This window comes from Halobacillus litoralis (assembly GCF_020171725.1).
GTDB classification, from domain to species: Bacteria; Bacillota; Bacilli; order Bacillales; family Halobacillaceae; genus Halobacillus; species Halobacillus litoralis_F.
This window is the reverse complement of sequence record NZ_JAIVAJ010000001.1, coordinates 235,588-252,946: the sequence shown is the minus strand read 5'-3', so window position 1 is coordinate 252,946 and position 17,359 is coordinate 235,588. Positions and strand designations below refer to the sequence as shown.

The 17,359-nt window shown below is 45.3% G+C and carries 17 protein-coding genes; 15 read left to right on the top strand and 2 right to left on the bottom strand.

Going from position 1 to position 17,359, the window contains the following annotated elements:
• Positions 1–5: 5 nt before the first annotated feature.
• The 5 genes from LCM20_RS01315 to LCM20_RS01295 all read left to right on the top strand — a co-directional run bounded on the left by LCM20_RS01315 (position 6) and on the right by LCM20_RS01295 (position 5,756).
• A complete protein-coding gene (locus LCM20_RS01315; RefSeq protein WP_225193620.1) occupies positions 6–2,381 on the top strand; it encodes a heavy metal translocating P-type ATPase in 2,376 nt (791 codons plus the stop codon).
• 12 nt (positions 2,382–2,393) lie between these two features.
• A complete protein-coding gene (gene copZ / locus LCM20_RS01310) occupies positions 2,394–2,597 on the top strand; it encodes a copper chaperone CopZ (RefSeq protein WP_225193619.1) in 204 nt (67 codons plus the stop codon).
• Positions 2,598–3,000: 403 nt separating this feature from the next.
• Complete coding sequence (locus LCM20_RS01305; protein WP_225193618.1) at positions 3,001–3,480, top strand: hypothetical protein; 480 nt, start codon at positions 3,001–3,003, stop codon at positions 3,478–3,480.
• Positions 3,481–3,851: 371 nt separating this feature from the next.
• The gene (locus LCM20_RS01300; protein WP_225193617.1) at positions 3,852–5,165 is read left to right on the top strand and encodes a TrkH family potassium uptake protein; all 1,314 of its coding nucleotides are present in this window, start codon (positions 3,852–3,854) and stop codon (positions 5,163–5,165) included.
• A 246-nt stretch (positions 5,166–5,411) separates the two neighbouring features.
• On the top strand, positions 5,412–5,756 hold the full coding sequence (locus tag LCM20_RS01295) for a hypothetical protein (RefSeq protein ID WP_225193616.1): 345 nt from the start codon (positions 5,412–5,414) through the stop codon (positions 5,754–5,756).
• 76 nt (positions 5,757–5,832) lie between these two features.
• Here LCM20_RS01295 and LCM20_RS01290 read toward each other — a convergent pair whose 3' ends face one another.
• Positions 5,833–6,021, bottom strand: coding sequence for a CsbD family protein (locus LCM20_RS01290; RefSeq protein ID WP_225193615.1), 189 nt, complete (start codon positions 6,019–6,021; stop codon positions 5,833–5,835).
• Positions 6,022–6,145: 124 nt separating this feature from the next.
• Positions 6,146–7,789, bottom strand: coding sequence for a peptide ABC transporter substrate-binding protein (locus LCM20_RS01285; protein ID WP_225193614.1), 1,644 nt, complete (start codon positions 7,787–7,789; stop codon positions 6,146–6,148).
• 325 nt (positions 7,790–8,114) lie between these two features.
• Here LCM20_RS01285 and LCM20_RS01280 point away from each other — a divergent pair, with 325 nt between their 5' ends.
• The 10 genes from LCM20_RS01280 to qoxB all read left to right on the top strand — a co-directional run bounded on the left by LCM20_RS01280 (position 8,115) and on the right by qoxB (position 17,358).
• Positions 8,115–8,555, top strand: a complete 441-nt coding sequence (locus LCM20_RS01280) for an NUDIX hydrolase (RefSeq protein WP_225193613.1) — start codon at positions 8,115–8,117, stop codon at positions 8,553–8,555.
• Positions 8,552–8,965, top strand: a complete 414-nt coding sequence (gene fosB, locus LCM20_RS01275) for a metallothiol transferase FosB (RefSeq protein WP_225193612.1) — start codon at positions 8,552–8,554, stop codon at positions 8,963–8,965. Before LCM20_RS01280 ends, fosB begins: the two co-directional genes overlap by 4 nt.
• Positions 8,962–9,726, top strand: coding sequence for a GNAT family N-acetyltransferase (locus LCM20_RS01270; RefSeq protein WP_225193611.1), 765 nt, complete (start codon positions 8,962–8,964; stop codon positions 9,724–9,726). The genes fosB and LCM20_RS01270 overlap by 4 nt, the downstream gene beginning before the upstream one ends.
• Positions 9,727–9,742: 16 nt before the next feature.
• On the top strand, positions 9,743–10,456 hold the full coding sequence (locus tag LCM20_RS01265; RefSeq protein ID WP_225193610.1) for a metallophosphoesterase family protein: 714 nt from the start codon (positions 9,743–9,745) through the stop codon (positions 10,454–10,456).
• A gap of 193 nt (positions 10,457–10,649) precedes the next feature.
• Positions 10,650–12,344 carry a methyl-accepting chemotaxis protein gene (locus LCM20_RS01260; protein ID WP_225193609.1) on the top strand — a complete coding sequence of 565 codons (1,695 nt, stop codon included), beginning with the start codon at positions 10,650–10,652 and terminating at the stop codon, positions 12,342–12,344.
• 58 nt (positions 12,345–12,402) lie between these two features.
• Positions 12,403–12,960, top strand: coding sequence for a DJ-1/PfpI family protein (locus LCM20_RS01255; RefSeq protein ID WP_225193608.1), 558 nt, complete (start codon positions 12,403–12,405; stop codon positions 12,958–12,960).
• Positions 12,944–13,717 (top strand): phosphotransferase family protein, encoded by a 774-nt coding sequence (locus LCM20_RS01250; RefSeq protein ID WP_225193607.1) that lies wholly within the window; start codon positions 12,944–12,946, stop codon positions 13,715–13,717. Before LCM20_RS01255 ends, LCM20_RS01250 begins: the two co-directional genes overlap by 17 nt.
• A gap of 13 nt (positions 13,718–13,730) precedes the next feature.
• Positions 13,731–14,072 (top strand): ASCH domain-containing protein, encoded by a 342-nt coding sequence (locus LCM20_RS01245; protein ID WP_225193606.1) that lies wholly within the window; start codon positions 13,731–13,733, stop codon positions 14,070–14,072.
• A 388-nt stretch (positions 14,073–14,460) separates the two neighbouring features.
• Positions 14,461–15,399 (top strand): cytochrome aa3 quinol oxidase subunit II, encoded by a 939-nt coding sequence (gene qoxA / locus LCM20_RS01240; RefSeq protein WP_225193605.1) that lies wholly within the window; start codon positions 14,461–14,463, stop codon positions 15,397–15,399.
• Positions 15,400–15,417: 18 nt separating this feature from the next.
• On the top strand, positions 15,418–17,358 hold the full coding sequence (qoxB, locus tag LCM20_RS01235) for a cytochrome aa3 quinol oxidase subunit I (protein WP_225193604.1): 1,941 nt from the start codon (positions 15,418–15,420) through the stop codon (positions 17,356–17,358).
• Position 17,359 lies beyond the last annotated feature (1 nt).

Genomic DNA, 17,359 nt, shown 5'->3' with positions numbered 1-17,359 from the left:
ATAAGATGAGCCAGATGAACGTGAAAGTCACGGGGATGACGTGTTCGGCATGCTCTACACGCATTGAAAAAGTTCTGAACAAGATGGATGGTGTCGAGGCGAATGTCAATTTGACGATGGAGTCAGCATCCATTACGTATGACGAACAGCAAATCAGCCCGAAGGACATAGAAGAGCGAATTGAGAAGCTCGGATACGGGGTGCAGAAAGAAAAGGTCGAGCTCGACATCCATGGCATGACGTGTGCCGCGTGTTCGACACGTATTCAAAAGAGCCTGTCACGCCTTGACGGTGTGGCGGAGGCGAATGTCAATTTGACGACCGAGAGCGGCATTATCGAATACAATCCGAATGTCGTTTCTGTTGATGACATGATGGCGAGAGTGAAAAAGCTCGGCTATGAGGCGGTCCTGAAGCAGGACAGGGAAGAACAAAAAGCTCATAAAGAGGAAGAGATTCAACATAAAAAGAGACAGCTATTCCTTTCGATTATTCTTTCCCTGCCACTTCTATATACGATGTTTGGACACCTACCCGGCAACATTCCGGTTCCATCCATTCTGATGAATCCGTGGCTGCAATTTGCGCTCGCCACGCCGGTTCAATTTTATATCGGTGCACCTTTTTATAAAGGAGCGTTCCGTGCGCTGCAAAATAAAAGCGCCAATATGGACGTACTCGTCGCACTCGGGACGTCAGCGGCCTATTTTTACAGCTTGGAAGAAGCCATTCGCTGGCAGGTGAACCCGGGGATGATGCCAGAATTGTACTTCGAAACGAGTGCTGTCCTGATTACGCTCATTCTCGTAGGGAAGCTGTTTGAAACGCTTGCTAAAGGGCGTACGACGGCTGCGCTGACTAAGCTTCTCAGCCTTCAGGCAAAAGAGGCGACCGTGCTAAGGAATGGTGACGAAGTTCGCATTCCAGTCGATCAGGTACAAGTCGGCGACCGGCTGCTTGTGAAGCCAGGCGAAAAAATTCCAGTTGACGGTCGTATCGTGAAAGGACGTTCGGCCGTCGACGAGTCGATGATTACAGGAGAGTCCATCCCTGTCGATAAGACAGAGGAGGATGCTGTGATCGGGGCCACGATCAATCAGAATGGAACGATTCAGATTGAAGCTGAAAAAGTGGGGAGAGACACCGCACTTGCAGGGATTGTTAAAATCGTGGAGGAGGCACAAGGCTCCAAGGCGCCGATTCAACGGACAGCAGACCGTATTTCAGGTGTATTTGTTCCGATTGTCGTCGGTATTGCGCTATTGACGTTTGTGGTCTGGCTGTTCTTCGGCGACTTTACTGGAGCGCTTGAAGCAGCGATCGCCGTGCTCGTCATCGCCTGCCCTTGTGCCCTCGGTCTTGCCACGCCGACATCGATTATGGTTGGTACAGGTAAAGGAGCCGAGCAGGGCATTCTTTTCAAAGGCGGCGAATATTTAGAAGGCACCCAGAGTCTTACAACGATCCTTCTCGATAAGACCGGTACGGTGACGAAAGGGAAGCCTGAAGTGACGGATTTCGAAGCGTTCGGTGATGAAGAACGTCTGCTTGAGCTGGTGGTTGCGGCGGAGACACCATCCGAGCATCCACTTGCAGAAGCGATTGTCCGATACGGACGACAGTCCGCGGCCCGTATTGAAGCTTCTCATTTCGAAGCGAAACCTGGCTTCGGTATTGAAGCAACGGTAAATGATGAGAAGGTACTGATCGGAACGCGCAGGCTCATGGAGGAAAACGATATAGTCGTCGAGGAATATGAAGAACAGTTCAGGAAACTCGAGCAACAAGGAAAGACAGCCATGTTCATAGCCGTGGAAGGAAGTTTGAGAGGGTACATTGCGGTAGCGGATACGGTAAAAGAATCCTCTAAAGCGGCAATCGCTGAAATGAAAAAACTCGGCTTGAAAGTGTATATGGTGACAGGAGACAACGAACGTACGGCGGAAGCAATCGCGCGTGAAGTCGGAATCGACGGGGTCTTTGCAGAGGTTCTGCCTGAACAGAAGGCAGAAAAAGTGAAGGAACTGCAGCTTCAAGGAGAGAAGGTCGCTATGGTCGGAGATGGCATCAACGACGCCCCTTCCCTGGCTGTCGCTGATATCGGAATGGCGATCGGCACGGGTACGGACGTCGCCATTGAAACGGCGGATGTAACCCTGATGAGCGGAGACCTTGTCAATGTAGCGAAAGCGATCCGCCTCAGTGACCAGACGATGAAGAACATCAAACAGAACATGTTCTGGGCGCTTGCCTATAACTCGGCCGGCATACCTGTAGCGGCTCTAGGGCTGTTAGCACCTTGGGTAGCCGGCGCAGCCATGGCCTTCAGCTCTGTTTCTGTTGTGAGTAACAGTCTACGGTTAAAACGAGTCAAGTTATAAGGAGAGATCAACATGCAAACAACGATCAAAGTAGAAGGTATGACATGCGGCCACTGTGAAAAAGCGGTGACGACCGCGTTGAAAGAAGTAGAAGGCGTAAAGGAAGTAGCCGTCGACTTAGCAAGTGGAGATGTAGAGGTCACCTACGAAGACCCAGCAACACTCCCTCAGATGAAAGATGCGATTGAAGAACAGGGATATGACGTCGCCGCTTAATCTAGAGGAAGCAGAAAGATGCTTTTATCGACATTTTGACTGAGCTATCGGGTCAGAGCGTCGATTAGAATGAGATCATCGACGTTTAGTCAGCGGGAAGTAGTTGAAACGTCGATAAAACGGAAATCATCGACGTTTAGTCAGTCCGAAGCAGTCGAAACGTAGATAAAAAGCATATAATCTACGTTTAAGCAGTAAGCAGAGGTCGAAACGTCGATAATAGAGTATCATCGACGTAAAACCATCTTTGTTATAAGAAAAGGTCGATTTGATCATGATGTATGAATGAACAAGGCAAGGAACAAGAGAGGGTGCATGCCACCCTCTTTTCGTTTGCCAGAACATAGTGTCGTCCTGTTAAAATAGGTGTAGTAGAAAAGAATGATGAAAAGAGTTGAAAAAGATGAGAATATTCATTGTTGTTTTAGTGGCAGGCATTCTATTAGTTGGCTGCTCTTCACAGGAAGCAACGCCTGGGGAGAGTCTGGATCAGGATCTGTTGTCAGAGGTCCAGCTGGAATGGAACGGAGAAATGTATGACCCGGCTTATTTCGTCGCGTGTTCATCTCTGAAGGGCTGCGCGGAAATTCAAGAACGACCGAATATGTCACCATCGATCAACCCTGTCAGCATTCCTGCTGAAATCGGCGATAAGATCCAGGTCGTCGTACCAGAAGGGTTGGAGGAGCCCTCTTATTTGTCGTATCGTCAACAGCAGGGAGCAACAGGAATCGATGAAACGTCTGAGGATTTGACGATTGAAGTGGCTGGTGAAGCGAATAAAAGCATATCTTACTTAACCTTCCTGGAGTGGAGAAATGAAGATGACGAACTGTATGGCTTGATGCAGCTGTCCGTCACGGTTCCTGATGCAGAAATGTAATCGAGGAAGTTTTTCTTATTGCTCTAGTGTCAGCACATCATGATAGGCTGAAAGAGGATAGTCGAAAGGTAAGAGAGAGGCAGTAGGTTGAAATACAGTCATAACAAAAGAGGTTCTCCCTTTAATTCAATGGGGGAACCTCTTTTTTGGATTAAGTACGTTCTAATGCGATGAAGTCATAATGGTCAGCCTTAAAAATGCGAAGTATATTCCCTCAATTATCGCCAGTTGGATCATTCATACATCCATAAACCATTATTTGAATAACCAAACGGCCAATCCGAATAATAGATGAAATAACTCTTTTCTTTTTACGGGAAAAGGAATAGAATGATGTGGATATTACATTGCAGAAATCAGGTGTATGAATCATGAAGGTTGGCAGATTGAACCCTCCACAGTGGATCATTATCATTTTCTCCGTACTCATCATGGCCGGGACATTCTTACTTATGCTTCCCGTTTCAACGACAGAGGGCATCTCGTTTATCGATGCGCTCTTTACTGCTACGTCAGCGATGACGGTAACGGGGCTAGTCGTTGTGGATACAGGAAGTGCTTTTACGTTATTTGGACAAATCGTCATACTGGCATTGATCCAATTGGGTGGGATTGGCATCATGACGTTTGCTGTACTTATTTATATCGCGGTCGGGAAAAAAATCGGGCTGAAACAGCGGTTATTGATCAAGCAGGCGTTGAACCAGCCTACCATCGGCGGAGTGGTCCGTCTTGCGAAGAAATTGTTCCTTTTTTCTATCGTAATGGAACTGATCGCAGTGGTTTTCCTTTCGATAAAATGGGTGCCTGAAATGGGATGGTTTAACGGCATTTATGCAAGTGTTTTCCATGCTATATCCGCTTTTAACAATGCTGGATTCTCGATTTGGTCGAACAGTTTATCCGATTACGTGGTGAGCCCTGTTGTCAACATTGTCATCACGTTTCTATTTATCGTCGGCGGAGTAGGGTTCACCGTTGTGTTTGATATGTGGAAAACGAAGGAATTCAAGAAGCTGATGCTTCAAACCAAATTGATGATTGTCGGTACCCTTGGACTGAACATCATCAGTTTCCTTGTCCTTCTCCTGCTTGAATACAACAACGCGGATACAATCGGAGCGTTATCGAACTTCGGAAAGGTACAGGCTGCATATTTTCAAGCGGTAACACCGAGGACGGCAGGATTTAACACGATTGATATCGCGTCAATGGAAGAGTCATCGATTTTCTTTACCATCCTTTTAATGTTCATCGGTGGAGGGAGTACGTCGACAGCAGGTGGGATTAAGTTGACGACTGCTCTTGTGATTTTCCTTGCAGCTTACTTCTTTTTCAGAGAACGTCAGCATGTGACCGTGATGGAGCGCAACATTTCTCAACACATTATTATGAAGGCGCTGGCACTGACGGTCGGAAGTACAATGGTCGTGATGATGACGGTGTTTATTTTGAACCTGACTGAGGACGCTCCGTTTCTGATGATTCTATTCGAAGGGGTCTCCGCTTTTGGCACCGTCGGGCTTTCTTTGGGGCTTACGGGAAATTTGACCTTGATCGGAAAAATAACGATTATATTGACGATGCTGATTGGTAAGCTCGGACCGCTGACATTCGCGTTCGCATTTGCCAAACAGAGGCCAGATCCGATCAAGTATCCGGATGAAGAAATTTTGACTGGTTGAGTGAATTACAAAAAAATAACCTTGATGTATGGTTGTGTGCACATCGATTGTGTAAAATTATCCTTCTAGAAAACGTGACCTTTCTTTTTTCGGAAGGTCACGTTTTTGTGAGGAATTGTGAGAGAAATGGAAATGATCCAGGGTGAGGATATAAAAATCACACTAACGGGTGAAAAAATGACTAGGTCATTAGAAGGGATTCTTCTTTTTTTGTCGAATTATATCAAGTAAGAAGGGGGAATGGTAATGTTTAAGTGGGTAGTTCGGATGGCTTTTCATGACTTGAAAGAACGAAGGTTGAGCCGCCGTCGCAAGATTGATGCGTTCAATGAAGCTGATTTTACCCTTGAAGACGTCCTAGATGATACATTTATTAGAACGAATACCGTTTTTTCTTCCCAAGAAGCATTTTTCAATCGGATGCCGAATATCGATTTGAGCTGTTATAAACATGTGATGGAGATCGATCACTATTTCTTGGACTATTTCATTTATAAACATACGGTACATACGCACTGGAACGACTTCATGACTCATGCCGTTCAAGAGAAAATGTATACTTTGGAAAAGCGATCTGCAGGCGTTATTTAATCATAAAATAGAAAGCCCCTGAGTCGGATTCAGGGGCTTTCTTAGGTATAGTGTATTCTTCATATCATGCGATCTGCTACTGATTCGCTCTATTTTCTTTCGCCTTTCCGGCGTTTTCCTGAATCTGACCTTTTGTCTTGTCTTTTTGTCCTTCATGCTGCATCTTTGGATCGTCCTTAGCGTTGCCTACTTGATCTTTTGCTTCGCCTTTTACTTTGTTTACGGCGCCTTTTACTTTATCGCTTAAACCTTTTTGATCAGCCATGTTGTACCTCCTTCAAAATTGGGTTCACCATTTTCATTCCCGCAGGTCGACTTGGTAAAACACATGGGTGGTCATACGATTAGAAAAAAAGACTCTCCCACATCATGTGGGAGAGTCTTTCGCTTTATTTTTCGATATAAGCGTATTTATACGTGTACTCTGCACCCATTGGGTTAGAGGTTACGTTCTTCAAATACGATTTACGCATCTGTGCGACACCATCTTGATAAAGAGGAGCGAGGACTGCGTCTTCTTCAATAAGAAGGCGTTCAGCTTCTACAAGTGTGTCGAAACGTTCAGCTGGCTTCAGTGCAAGCTCACCAGAAGCTTGGTTGATCAAGCTGTCGTACGTTTCGCTGGAGTAGCCGGTTTTGTTGTTCCCACCATCTGTCATCCACATGTTCAGGAAACTGTAGGCATCAAGATAGTCAGGTCCCCAGCCGAAGTTCTGCAGGTCGTAGTTCATGTTCTTATCACGCTGCAGACGGACTTTGAATGGTACACTTTCAATTTTGACCGTCAGACCTTCCAGTTTTTCAAGCTGGTCTTTCAAGTAAGCATCCATATTCTTAGAAACTTCCGTGTCTCCACCAAGGAAGCGGAGTTCTGTTGATTCAATGCCAAGCTCCTGCTTTGCTTCTGTCCAAAGCTGTTGAGCTTTTTCTGGGTTGTATTCGATCAGGCCATCGTTCAAGTCACGGAAGTCTTCGCCTGATTCAGGGTGTGAAACGAAATCACTTGGTACAATACCGTCTACCGCTTCAGAACCATCGTTCAGGATCACGTCTACCATGCTCTCACGGTCGATGATGTACTGAATCGCCTGACGGGCTTTTTTGTTTTGAAGCACTTCGTTTTCCTGATTCATTTTCAAGAAGAATGTGACGGGTGCTTTTTCAATGTTGAACTCATCAGATGTACGGTACTGATCAACGAATTCGGATGTCAGTCCTACTTGGTCGATCGCATCTGTTTGATAAAGGTTGACACCAGCAGCCGTATCTTTCACGACTTTGACGTTAATTTGTTCAAGTTGTACTTCATCTGCATCCCAGTAATCTTCATTTTTCACAACGGTCCAGCCTTCACCCTGGTTCCACTCTGTCATTTTGAATGGACCGTTAGACAGGATGTTCTCAGCTTCCATTGCGTACTGATCGCCCTGCTCGGTTACGAATGCTTCGTTCATCGGCAGGAATGTAGGGAACGCGACCATGGATTCGAAGTAAGGGACAGGTTTCGCGAGAGTTACGGCGAATGTGTAATCGTCTACAGCTTTCACGCCTAGTGCGTCAACTTCCATTTCACCTTCAGAAACCTCTTTGGCATTTTTGATGACGCCGTTCATCATGTACGGGCCATACTCAGATCCCGTGTCAGGATCGACGGCACGCTGCCAAGCGAACACGAAATCGTGGGCTGTAACAGGTTCACCATTTGACCAAACCGCATCTTCACGGAGTTCAAATGTCCAATTCAGACCATCTTCACTGATCTCATGGCTTTTGGCAATACCAGGTTCAGGTGTGCTGTCTGGTCCAAGGCGGTAAAGTCCGTCTTTTGTAGAACCAAGCCATTGAGAGGCAATTTCGTCAATACCGAGGGAAGAGTCAAGAGACGGGATCTCCGCTCCGGCAACGAGATTCAATTCTTGTTTCATTTCATCACTGGAAGCGCTCTTCGCATCGGATGAATCAGATCCTCCACCATAACACGCGGCTAAGAACGCGGTTGAGAGAAGGACTAAGCTAAGTACTATTTTCTTCATATTTTTTTCCTCCTTTATGTATTTAAAAAGTATGAGAGCAATTATACATAGTACGACAATTTTCGACAAAAGAAAGAGTAATCTGAATCGCCATTCAAATTGAGTAAAATAAACGATGAATCTTCCATCAATGCTGAGTATTTAGGATTATGTTTATACATAAATAGGAGTTAAACACGATTTAATCATTCAACTGACTAAATTGATAAAGGATTAAAAATAGTCTTATCTATCTAGCTGTTGAAGGTCCATCCTTTGTATATTCATACCCTGATGCGACTGTGAGGTGTTATAATTTTACAAGAATAGAAGGGAGTGGTCCGGATTGAAACCTGAAGTGAAGGGTGGAGGTGTCATTCGCAAAGCTTATGCGTATATCACACGGGAAGAAGAACTCTTGGTCTTTCGGCATGTCATGCAAGAGGCGGGCATACAAGTTCCAAAAGGGACGGTCGAGGATTTTGAAACAACCTGGCAGGCTGTTATACGGGAAATAAAGGAGGAAACGGGTTTAACTGAGGAACTCATGCCCCGTTTGATTGCAGATGACCTTTGGGAGGCAGACGATGGACGTGTCCACCATCGATTCTTCTATCATTTGATTTGCAAAGAGGCTCCTGATCATTGGACACATAAGCCTACGGGAGGCGGAGCGGAGAAAAAGCTGACGTTTCACTTTTACTGGATGCCGCTCGAAGAGACACATCAGTTAGTGCCGGGACATGCAGATTTCGTGGACTGGCTGCAGAAAGGAGACCGAAGATGATTAATGGAATCAATCACTTGTTGTTTTCAGTAGAAGACCTTGAGCACTCCATACCATTTTATGAGGAAGTGCTTGAGGCGAAGCTTCTAGTGAAAGGGAGGACCACGGCCTATTTCGATCTTCAGGGAACCTGGCTTGCATTGAATGAAGAAAAGGGCGTGGAACGGAACAGGAACGACTATACGCACACAGCCTTGTTGGTAGATGAAGATCGGTTTGAGGAGGCTGTCCAAAAGCTCGAGGATAAAGGCGTGACAATCTTAAATGGAAGGGATCGAGACGTGAGGGATAAAAAGTCAGTGTACTTCCTTGACCCCGACGGCCATAAGTTCGAGTTCCACACAGGTACACTGGAGGACAGAATCCGCTACTATAAAAAACAGAAGCCTCATATGGAGTTTTTCGAATGAAGTTGACGTCCAGAATGAAGCGAATAAAAGCCTTAGCTGATGGTGATGGTGCTGTTCCGCTGCTTCACGCCTTCTATAAAGAAGGGACAGGTGTCTGTTTCGAGATCAGGCAGCTTCTTGACCACCACCTTTCACCTGGATGGTGGCAGGCGGAGAACCCTCCAGTTTCCAAGGATTATTATAAAGATGCTGCATTCTATCGAAAGCGGTACAACCAAGTGCAGCTGCAAGAAGGGCATCTTATGCAGGCGATCTTGGATAGTGGTGACCTCGATGGTCTGTTGAACACTGATTTGAAAAATGATCTAAAAAGGGTCTCCTGTATGCCGCGGGATCTACACTGTGACCTGACGACTCTCCCAACAGAAATGGCCGGCCCAGTACATAGAGTAGACCGTTCTGAAAAAGAGGCGCTACTGTCATGGATTCGCAATCAGTTTGGAGAGAGATGGGCGTCTCAAGTGGAACAAGCATATGAAAACCGGCAGGACCCACCGGTGTTTATCTATCAAAAGGAAGGACATATTCACGGTTTTGCCTGTTATGATGTGTTTGATCATCGAAACGGATGGTTTGGTCCTATGGGTACCTCGAATGACCACCGCGAAAAGGGGGTCGGGCGAGCTCTTCTCATCCACGCACTACACAAAATGAAACAAGCAGGATACAAAGAAGTGATCATCGGTCAGGCTGGCCCGATCGAATTTTATGAAAAGTGCTGCAGGGCGGAGTTGATCCCACTAGAGCAGGGTATAGAATGACACGAGGAGGATGAAGATGTCGAAAATTGCAATCATCGCAGATACACATGGTAATGCAACAGCACTTGAGGCTGTTCTATCTGATATAGAGACACGTGGGATTACACGCATTTTCTGTTTAGGAGATATCATAGGGAAAGGCCCTCAAGGCTCGAAGTGTATCGATCTTATTCAGAAAACGTGTGAACGGGTCATACGTGGAAACTGGGACGTGTTCATTCAAAGTGAAACAGACAGTGACTTTCTCAAATGGTTTCAGACGAGGATGACGAATGAAGACTTCTCTTATTTGAAATCGCTTGAATTTCACATTGACCTGGAGTTGAATGGTGAGTTGATCCGCATGTTTCACGCTTCACCGAGAAGTGAATTTGAACGGATACTCCCGTGGCATGATATAGAGAAGCGTCTTTCAATGTTCGATGCAAGTGACTATACGAACAGCGGTGACCGCACGCCGGATATGGTGATCTATGCGGATATCCATACGACGTTTTTGCAAACCTATCATTCCGGTATTCTCTGTAATGTCGGAAGTGTGGGGAATTCTCTAGATTTAACCTCGGCGTCATATGGTATTCTCGATGGTTCGAGCGGAACGAACTCCATCCAGTTTGTAAGGGTGGAGTATGATCGTGAGAAAGAATTGAGGATTGCAAAGGAAATGGGGCTTCCCGATTTCGAAAAATACTATAATGAAATCAAGTATGCGAAATATCGTAATGCTTGAGAACATCCATGTTCACCTTTCGATAGAACACGGATATTTCTAGAAGCCACCCTTTAGTAGGGGGCTTTTTTTTGTGAGAAAGACTAAACTAAAGGTCCTAAACTCATATTGACAGCGCATCCGTTATTTGGTTAAATAGACTCAACAACCATTCGTGCAAACGGTTTCATGGAATGGGTGAGGGGGAACAGGGTTGAAAATTATACATAAGCTTATGGTCGTATTATTGGTTCTGACTCTATTTATTGGTGCTGCTGGTGTTTTCATTATTCAAAGCAATGAGAACGTAAGCGCAGCGATTGATGAAATGAATCAACTCAATCATTTGAAGGAAGATTATGAATCGATCAAAGAACAGCTTTATGATATCGAAATCAGTGTGTTTGATATCGTGACGACGGGATATGACGAAGAAAAAATCTCGGAGCTCGAGGTGAAGCTTGAGACGACAGGAGAAAATATAGAGAACGTCATTCCGCAATTTAATGAAGACAGTGAGCTGAAGAAATACACCAGCTACATTTCAGAGGTACACCGTTTATTAAATGAATCTTACATAAATCATTTGGCTCCCATGACAGCAGCATCGAGCCGTGATGTCATCTTGATCAAGACGAATGCCAATTTGACGAACGCTAAAGACTATATCGATACAATCGAAGCGAGTGTAGGTCCATACATCAATGCACTTGTCCAAGAACAGAATGATCACGTCAGTACCATGACGACAAGAACATCACGTGTTTTATGGTTGACGATAGGGGGACTGGTCATTTTCCCGGTTGTGATGGTCATCTTCTTCGGCCGCCATCTGAACAACGGGGTTACGATGGTCTATCACAGAATCAAAGCGTATTCGGAAGGGGACTTCACGTACGAATCAAACGCAAAGAAGCGTAGAGATGAATTTGGAAAAATTGATACTTCCCTGAAGGAAATGGGAGAACATCTGACGATACTCCTTCAATCGAGTAATCAAGCGAGCCGGCTCGTTGCCGCTGTATCAGAAGAGGCCATCCATGAGTCGGACGAAAACCTGACACGTTCAAAGAGTATCCAGAGGGAAACTGAGAAAATAAAAGAGAATATCGCTTCTCAATACGATCATGTGTCCGCGATTTCCGCCGTGACAGAACAGTCATCGGCAAGCTTTGAAGAAATCAAAGCTCACATCAATCAGATTCGTACGAACGCTGAGAATATGAATGGAAAGGCTATAAATGGAGCTACAATCGTGACGGATTTGAAACAGTCTTCCCATTCGACCGTAAACGAGCTGGAAGACTTGAAAACAAAAGTCGATCAGATTGCCGTTACGATTGATGAAGCCAAATCGTTTCTAGGGCAGATCAATGAGATCACCACCAATACCAATCTCCTTTCATTGAATGCATCCATTGAAGCTGCACGAGCAGGGGAGGCAGGGAAAGGATTTGCGGTGGTTGCGGAGGAGATTCGGAAGCTGAGTGCACAGACAGAAGGGTTCTCCAATCAAATCGTGACGCTGATGGAACGGGTGCAGGGATCAACGGACGATGTATTAGATGGAGTTGATACGTTCGCATACACACTCAAGAAAACGGACCACCAGTCGGATGAAACCCAGAAAATTTTCCAGGATATATCAGGATCAAGCTCGTCACTGGTCGGTCAGATTTCAGACATCACACAATCAATTACAGAAATCACTGACGGCATCCACGAAATTGTCAACGCCGTCTCTGAGGTCAATGACTCATCATCAGCATTGAACCAGGAAGTGGACGTCGTAAATGAGCATGTTCAAAGCCAGGTGGACTATTCCAACCAGCTCCGTTCGGCGTTAGGAGGACTTCAGGAAACGTCCGCCAGTTTAGAGACGAGTACGAGTCACTTTAAAGTAAAATAGAGGAAATGAAATCATCCTGTCGAATTCTATCATGAGAAGATCGAATGGAGGGTTCTAATTGAAGGTATTATGTATAGGGCATCCCGGCTATGCTGATTTCGAAGTCGGGCATGCTCTCTTTTTATTGTCAAAAGTAGGTGGAGCTATAGTCGATACAGTGACTGTAAAGGATCAAAAGGTCAGAAGCCTCGGTGGTTTGGTGACCGAACCGACTCATACCTTGAAGGAAATCGATGTTTCCGACTATCAAGCAATCGTAATTCCTGGTGGAGATCATTTCGTGAAAGAAGAGGGAGTGCTGAATGTACTGCAAAAGGCGGATGAGAATAAGGTTTTGATTGCGTCTATCTGTGCATCAGCTGTATGGCTCGGGGAAGCTGGAGTTCTCAATGGGCGATCGTTCACTTGTCTACCGCACACATATGAACATCATATGGATGTCTTTGAAGGAAGCAGGTACACAGGGAATCCGGTGGAGGTCGATCAGCATATCATTACGGCAAACGGCTTCGCTTATGCTCCTTTTGCGATGAAGGTTGCAGACGAACTGGACGTCTTTAGGAACCGATCACAAAGAGAACACTTGGAGGACCTTGTTCATGGTAGGGGTGAATAAAGGAAGTGGTTCGGATCAAGGCGAGTATATTGCGAGGGGAAACACGGCAGATGTTTTTAGAAAGGGCAATAGAATATGGAAGGTTTTCAAAGAGTACCTGCCAGATGGAGAAGCACATAAGGAAGCGGAGAAACAATCGCTCGTGCATTCCATGGGGGTTCCGGTGCCGGAAGTATACGGTATCACCTCCATCAATGGAAGACAGGCCATTGAGATGGAGTTTTTACAAGGAGATACGCTTGGAGATTTGTTTTTAGCATCTCCGGAGAGGCAGCAGGAACTTCTTATCACATCGATTCAAATACAGAAGAAGATTCATTCAATGAAAGTGGAAGGATTGGAAAGCATGAGTGACAAGCTTCACAATCAAATCACGGCTTTGAACGATTTGGACGAAAGCAGGAAAGAAAGACTGCTTGAGAAATTGACTATTCAGGCTGGTGGTCGAATGCTTTGTCATGGAGACTTTCATTTGCATAATATTATTTGTACGAAACCGGAATATACGATTATCGATTGGGTGGATGCCACAGTTGGGTCACCTCTTGCGGACGTCAGCAGAACGTACCTCCTGTATCTTTCTTTTTCCAGAGAGTTAGCAGATCGTTATCTTGATCTATATTGCAAAGGCTCAGAAGTAGATATTCACGATATCCATCAATGGACGCCGATTATGGCAGCAGGAAGGTTGTCTGAAGGAGTCGAAACCGACGACCGTAATAGGTTGATGGATATGATTACAATGTACACCGATTAGAGAGGAGAATGATATGAAAGGATTGATCATTAAATCACCATGGATTGACTACATATTAGATGGAAGGAAGACATGGGAGATCAGAGGCATGAATACGAAGACGAGAGGGACCATCGGCTTGATCAAAAGTGGGACCGGGCATGTGTACGGGGAAGTCGACCTCGTAGGTAGTCGGCCGCTGAGTTTGGATTCATATAAAGAGAGCCATGCATTTCATTGTGTCGAAAGAGAACACTGTGAGGAGCTTCCCTATAAGCATACGCACGCATGGATTTTTGAGAATCCAAGGCTCTATTCAGAACCGATAGCGTATGAACATCCGATGGGGGCTGTCATATGGGTGAAATCCATTTGACTCTTGAACGTCTTTCTTCATTAATATGGCGACACATGAGAAGTTTAAGCAAAACACGATTTGATTTGCCGAAATCGTGTTTTGTTTTTTTTGTAAAAGGAATAAGGAGCATAGTGCCACTGTGCTTGCTGCCTGAGGAGTGATCCCACCATAAATTGTTATAAACCCACTCAAATCCCAGTTAAATACTAACCAAAAACCCTTAATCTTCCTTGAAAGCGTATAATTTGTGACTAAACTTTCATTAAATCTTGAACATTGTATGACAAAATAACGAACAAAGCTTCGCAGGCGACAAATTTTGATATAATCAATCAAGCCCATGTGGGTACTGTAACGTTTCATCGCGTACTTATATAAAAATTGTTTGTTAGGAGGGTTAAACCCAATGAAATCTAAACCACTTCCGAAATGGTTAGGGTTACTTCCACTGAGTTTAATAGTATTTTTAAGCGGATGTGGGCAAATGACTGTTCTCAATCCGAAGGGACCAGTTGCACAAAGTCAATATGATCTAATTATGTATTCCCTTTGGTTCATGTTGGGGATTATCGTGGTCGTCTTCGCGCTCTTCGCCTATATGATTATTAAATATAGGGATCGCCCAGGACGAAAAGACAGCGATTATGATCCGAATCTTCATGGAAACACGATGATCGAGATTGTTTGGACAGTTATACCTATCATTATTGTCACTCTATTATCAATACCTACTGTTACGACGTTGTTTGATCTCGAAAAACCACCGGTTACAGAGAACCAAACAACTGAAGAACCACTTGTGATACACGCTACGACAGCGGATTGGAAATGGTTCTTCAGCTATCCAGAGCAGGATATCGAAACGGTGAACTATCTTCACATACCAACCGATCGTCCGATCGAGTTCAAGCTGACTTCAGCTGATGCGATGACAGCACTGTGGATTCCAGCTCTTGGTGGACAAAAGTATAATATGGCCGGTATGATGACGAAGCTTTACCTTCAAGCCGATGAAGTCGGCGTTTACGATGGTCGTAACTCGAACTTCAACGGAGAAGGATTTGCCTTCCAAACGTTCAAGGTTCATGCGGAGGAGGAAGAAGACTTCAACGCATGGGTAGAAGAGATTCAAACCGAATCACCAGAGCTGACTCAAGAACAATACGATGAGTTATTGAAGCCGGGCTTAACGGAAAAAACGGCATTTTCTTCTACACACTTGGATTATGTGAAGCACCATACGAACGAAGGCATGGGCTACACGATTGAAAACTTCCGTGAGCTTTATGATGCGAAGCTCCACTTATATCCTGAAGACATTGAACGTCAGGAAACATTCGATTAAGAAAGCAGGTGAAGATCAATGGCTTTAGATGAATTCTTTGTCACAGGCGAACCCCTGATTTATGCGGGAATGGTTTCCATCGCGCTCGTTTCGGCCGCAATCATTTTCCTTTTGACATATTTCAAGCGCTGGGGTTGGCTGTGGCGTGAATGGTTGACAACCGTCGACCACAAAAAAATCGGTATTATGTACATCTTAAGTGCGTTAGTGATGTTGTTCCGTGGAGGAGCCGACGCCTTAATGATGAGAATGCAGCTTGCCTTTCCAAGCTTGGAATTCTTAAATGCCCAGCACTATAACGAAATCTTTACAACACACGGAACGGTCATGATCATTTTCATGGCGATGCCGTTCTTGATTGGTCTTATGAACATCATTGTTCCATTGCAAATCGGAGCTCGTGACTTCGCGTTTCCATTTGTGAACGCACTCAGCTTCTGGTCGTTCTTCTTAGGAGCGATGTTGTTCAACATTTCATTCGTAATCGGGGGTTCACCTGATGCCGGATGGACAAGTTATACACCACTTGCCGGAGCGGCGATGAGTCCGGGACCAGGTCAGAACTTCTACCTGATGGGACTTCAGCTTTCTGGTATTGGTACATTGGCTACGGGAATCAACTTGATGGTGACCATACTGAAGATGCGTGCACCTGGAATGAAACTGTTCCACATGCCGATCTTCACATGGTCGACGCTTGTAACATGTTTCATCATCGTATTTGCTTTCCCGATTCTTACGGTAGCTCTTGCACTACTTACAATTGACCGTATTTTCGGTTCTCAATTCTTTACCCTGACAGGGGAAGGACTTCCGATGATGTGGGCCAACCTCTTCTGGATGTGGGGTCACCCGGAAGTTTACATTGTCATACTCCCTGCCTTCGGTATCTTTTCCGAGGTCATTGCAACATTTGCGAAAAAACGCCTGTTCGGATACAGTGCGATGGTTTGGTCAATGATCATCATTGCCCTTCTCAGCTTTATCGTATGGGTACACCACTTCTTCACCATGGGAGCGGGTGCATTCGTTAACTCTGTATTCTCTGTATCCACAATGTTAATTGCGGTTCCAACCGGAGTTAAGATATTCAACTGGCTCGGAACCTTATATAAATCGAAAATTGAATTTACAGTGCCGATGTTATGGTCACTTGCGTTTATCCCTAGCTTTATCTTAGGAGGAGTGACAGGGGTAATGCTTGGAATGGCAGCAGCCGACTATCAGTTCCACAACTCCTACTTCCTGGTTGCGCACTTCCACTACGTATTGATCGCAGGTACAGTATTCGCCTGCTTCGCTGGTCTCGTGTACTGGTATCCGAAAATGTTCGGTCACAAGATGAACGAACGAATCGGAAAATGGGCATTCTGGTTGTTCTTAATCGGCTTCCACGTCTGCTTCTTCCCGCAGTACTTCCTTGGACTGGACGGAATGCCGCGTCGTTTGTTCGTAACAAACATTGCCGAATGGCTGCCGCTTAACGTCATTTCTACAGTCGGTGCATTCGGAATGGGTGCTGGTTTTGCTGTATTCGTCTTCAACATCTACTACAGCTACCGTTACAGCGAGCGTGAGAAAACAGGTGACGCTTGGGGACACGGCCGTACACTTGAATGGTCGACTACGACACCGGTACCGTTCTACAACTTTGCAACCGTACCGTATGTTGATGAAATCGATCCATACGTACGTATGAAAGAAGAAGGAAAGACAACCTTCGATGAGAAGAAATTGAAGCCGATCCACATGCCGAGCTATACTGGACAACCGATCATTATGATGGGCTTCCTGGCCTTCGCCAGCTTCGCCCTCATCTTTGAATGGATTCCGTTAGCCATCGTCGGCTTGCTTCTTGCAGTCGGCAGCATGATCTATCGTTCCTTTGACTATGATGACGGCTATTATGTTCCAGTAGACGAAATCAAACGCACCGAGCGTAAGGCAAGGGGGTTATAAG